At 68.2% G+C, this 3,782-nt stretch carries 4 protein-coding genes; 3 read left to right on the top strand and 1 reads right to left on the bottom strand.

What is annotated here, in order from left to right; translation table 11 throughout:
* Positions 1 to 165: 165 nt before the first annotated feature.
* Positions 166 to 996, bottom strand: coding sequence for a biotin--[acetyl-CoA-carboxylase] ligase (locus ACE5CZ_RS11075; protein WP_374947386.1), 831 nt, complete (start codon positions 994 to 996; stop codon positions 166 to 168).
* Positions 997 to 1,158: 162 nt separating this feature from the next.
* Between ACE5CZ_RS11075 and ACE5CZ_RS11080 the strand changes: the two genes are divergently transcribed.
* The 3 genes from ACE5CZ_RS11080 to ACE5CZ_RS11090 all read left to right on the top strand — a co-directional run.
* Positions 1,159 to 2,730: an acyl-CoA carboxylase subunit beta gene (locus tag ACE5CZ_RS11080; protein ID WP_374947389.1), complete on the top strand. Its 1,572-nt coding sequence runs from the start codon at positions 1,159 to 1,161 to the stop codon at positions 2,728 to 2,730.
* Positions 2,731 to 2,878: 148 nt separating this feature from the next.
* A complete protein-coding gene (locus tag ACE5CZ_RS11085; protein ID WP_374947387.1) occupies positions 2,879 to 3,436 on the top strand; it encodes a DUF5655 domain-containing protein in 558 nt (185 codons plus the stop codon).
* Positions 3,437 to 3,462: 26 nt separating this feature from the next.
* Positions 3,463 to 3,782: 5-(carboxyamino)imidazole ribonucleotide mutase (locus ACE5CZ_RS11090; protein ID WP_374947388.1), on the top strand; the 320-nt coding region annotated here is incomplete at its 3' end.

Genomic DNA, 3,782 nt, shown 5'->3' on the forward strand with positions numbered 1-3,782 from the left:
CGTTCGGTCGCCACGGTCTCGCAGAAGGCCGACGGCGCCGGGGCCGGCACAGGGGGCGTCGCGGCCGGACGCCCCGCGGCGGCGTAGACCTCGGTGGGCGCATCCGAACCGTGGATGAGCGCGCCGAAGCTCGGGCGCGGCTCTTTCGGGGCGGACATGGGCCTATTAAACCTTCAGGTGCGTGATATCTGCTGCGGCCACGACGACTCTCCGGCCGTCCGAGCCGCGATCGATACCGATGCGGCCAAGCTCGTCGATCTCGCGCGCGATGCCCGAGACGACCTCGCCCCCGGGAAGCTCGGCCAGCACGGGACTGCCGAGGGTGCCGCAGAGCGCGGTGACGAGGGCGTGCAGCCCGCTCGCGACCGCGTCGCCATCGGCGCGCACGAACTCTTCGTAGAGCCGGGAGAGGTTGATCAGGTACCCCGCGAGCGCCGCATCCAGCGATGCGTGCTCGACGCCGGCGAGAAGCAGCGAGGTTGCCGTGGAGACCGGAAGCTCGCCCTCGGCGAGCGAGATGTTGAGGCCCGCCCCGATGATGACCCCGGTCGACGGCACGAGCTCGCTGAGGATTCCGCTGACCTTGGCGCCGTCGATGAGAACGTCATTCGGCCACTTGAGCGAGACCACGGGATGATGGTGAACTCGGGTGGCGTGGCCCACCTCGCCCTCGATGAGGGAACGCACGACCTGCGTCATGGCCGCGCCCGCCATGAGCGGAAGCCAGCCCAGCCTGTCGGGCGGCAGCGGAGATGCGGCATCGATCGGCTGGCGCAACAGCACCGAGACGGCGAGGCACTTGCCGGCCGGCGCGGTCCACGTGCGGCCGAGACGGCCCCTGCCCTGGGTCTGGGTGTCGGTGGCGAGAACCGACAGATCGGGCCAGGCCGCGGCATCCGGCCCCGTCGCCCGCTCGCGCAACGCGTCGTTCGTCGAGCCCACTCGGTGAAGCCACTCGAGCCGCTCGGCGACCGCAGAACTGATGGGCAGTTTCATAGGCATCACCCTAGGCGCAGGGCCCGGCCGATTCGGGCAGGGCGCACGGGTGAGAACCAATGGATGCGCGGCAATCTTGTAGCAATCCACCAACGGTTGGCGGAGTTGGCTGGCCGGTAGAGTGAACCGGTGAGCGAAGACGTAACTGCACAGGCGCCCGACATGTACACCACCGCGGGCAAGCTGGTCGACCTGAAGAACAGGTACCACGAGGCCGTGACCGCGAGTGGTGAGGCCGCCATCGCGAAGCAGCACGCCAGAGGCAAGAAGACCGCACGCGAGCGCATCGACCAGCTGCTCGATGCGGGCTCGTTCGTCGAGATCGATGAGTTCGTGCGCCATCGCACCGTGGCCTTCGGCATGGAGAAGTCCCGGCCCTACGGCGATGCGGTCGTCACCGGCACGGGCACGATCCACGGGCGCCAGGTCGCCGTGTACTCGCAAGACTTCACGATCTTCGGCGGCTCGCTCGGCGAGGTCGCCGGCGAGAAGATCATCAAGGTGATGGATCTCGCGCTGAAGACCGGCGTGCCGATCATCGGGATGCTCGACTCGGGTGGCGCGCGCATCCAGGAAGGGGTCGTGGCGCTCGGGAAGTACGGCGAGATCTTCCGGCGCAACACGCAGGCCTCAGGAGTCATCCCGCAGATCTCGATCATCATGGGTCCGGCGGCGGGCGGCGCGGTGTACTCCCCGGCGCTGACGGACTTCGTGATCATGGTCGACAAGACCAGCCAGATGTTCGTCACCGGGCCCGACGTGATCAAGACCGTGACCGGCGAAGACGTCGGCATGGAAGAGCTCGGCGGCGCGCTCACGCACAACACGGTCTCGGGTGTCTCGCACTACCTCGCGAGCGACGAAGACGACGCGCTCGACTATGTGCGCACGCTGCTCGGCTTTCTGCCCGACAACAACCTGGCCGAGCTGCCGGTGTACGAGTCGACGGCAGAACTCGAGATCACCGATGCCGACCACAAGCTCAACACGATCATCCCCGACAGTCCGAACCAGCCGTACGACATGCACACGATCATCGAGCACATCGTCGACCACGCAGACTTCCTCGAGGTTCAGCCGCTGTACGCCCCGAACATCCTCATCGGGTTCGCGCGCGTCGAGGGGCGCTCGGTCGGCATCATCGCGAACCAGCCGAACGCGATGGCGGGGACGCTGAACATCGAGGCGGGCGAGAAGGCGGCGCGATTCGTGCGGTTCTGCGATGCGTTCTCGATTCCGATCGTGACACTCGTCGACGTGCCGGGATACCTGCCGGGCACCGACCAGGAGTGGACGGGTGTGATCCGCCGCGGCGCCAAGCTGCTCTACGCCTATGCCGAGGCGACGGTCCCGCTCATCACCGTCATCGTGCGGAAGGCCTACGGTGGGGCCTACATTGTGATGGGTTCGAAGCAACTCGGGGCCGACCTCAACCTCGCATGGCCGACGGCCGAGATCGCCGTCATGGGCGGGCAGGGTGCGGTGAACATCCTGTACCGTCCCGAGATCAAGCGGGCCGAGGATGCCGGCGAAGACGTCGCGGCGGTGCGCACGAAGCTCGCGAACGAGTACACCTACAACGTGGCATCCCCGTTCCTGGCTGCGGAGCGCGGTGAGCTCGACGGTGTGATCGAGCCGGCCGCGACGCGGGTGGCCATCGTGAAGGGCCTGCGGGCGCTGCGCACGAAGCGGGCGTCGCTGCCGGCGAAGAAGCACGGGAACATCCCGCTGTAGCTGCGGCTGGCCCGCCGTCCTCACCTGGGCGGCGCTCGGCGCACCCGCCGCTCTCGGGGCCGCGGGTCGCCCCGGTTCCGCCCGGGTGGGAATCGGGGGCAGTGGTGGCGATAATGGTGCGACACCACTGTTGCTGACGAGGAGACGGATGACGTTCCAGGCCCACATCGACACGATCCGCCAGAAGACGGGCAAGAGTCCCGACGACTTCGTGGCGGAGGCAGCGGCCAAGGGCCTGCTCGAGCCGCTCGCGCCCGCCGGAGTCGTCAAGAAGTGGCTGGCCGACGAGTACGGGCTCGGTGCGGGGCACAGCATGGCGGTGTTCTCGATTCTCAAAGACCGGCAGGTGCCGAGGGCGGCTCCGGATGATCGCATCGCGAAGATCTTCGCGGGGGCGAAGGGTCACTGGCGTCCGGTCTTCGACGCGCTCCTCGCGCGCCTCGACCTGGGCGGGGCCGAGACGTCGCTGGCCGCGACCGACACGTACGTGAGCCTGCTGCGAGGCACGAAGAAGTTCGCCGTGGCGCAATTCACGGCCGACCGGTTCGACCTCGGGCTGAAGCTCACGGGCGAGGAGCCCTCCGGCCGCTTCGAGGCGTCGGGTTCGTGGAATGCGATGGTGACCCTCCGCGTGCGCCTCGCGTCGGCTGACGACGTCGACGACGAGGTGTATGAGGCGCTGCGGCGGGCATACGACGCGGCGTGAGGCCGTGGCTTCAGTAGGCTGAGGGGATGAGCACCGAACCGGCAGTCGTGGGCGTCGTCATGGGGTCGGATTCCGACTTCTCGGTCATGGAGGCCGCCGTGACGGTACTGAAGGACTTCGGTGTCGCGCACGAGGTGCAGGTCGTCTCCGCCCACCGCACGCCCGAGAAGATGATCGACTACGGGCGCACGGCGCGGGATCGGGGCCTTCGTGTGATCATCGCCGGCGCCGGGGGAGCGGCCCACCTGCCGGGGATGCTGGCCGCCGTGACGACGCTGCCCGTGGTCGGCGTTCCCGTGCCGTTGGCCCGGCTCGACGGTATGGATTCGCTGCTCTCGATCGTGCA

Source organism: Agreia sp. (genome assembly GCF_964263775.1).
GTDB lineage: Bacteria > Actinomycetota > Actinomycetes > Actinomycetales > Microbacteriaceae > Agreia.

What these genes read in the sequence shown, in the direction of transcription:
- ACE5CZ_RS11075 (WP_374947386.1), bottom strand. Translation starts at nt 996, where the DNA reads ATGAAACTGCCCATCAGTTCTGCGGTCGCCGAGCGGCTCGAGTGGCTT.
- ACE5CZ_RS11080 (WP_374947389.1), top strand. Translation starts at nt 1,159, where the DNA reads ATGTACACCACCGCGGGCAAGCTGGTCGACCTGAAGAACAGGTACCAC.
- ACE5CZ_RS11085 (WP_374947387.1), top strand. Translation starts at nt 2,879, where the DNA reads ATGACGTTCCAGGCCCACATCGACACGATCCGCCAGAAGACGGGCAAG.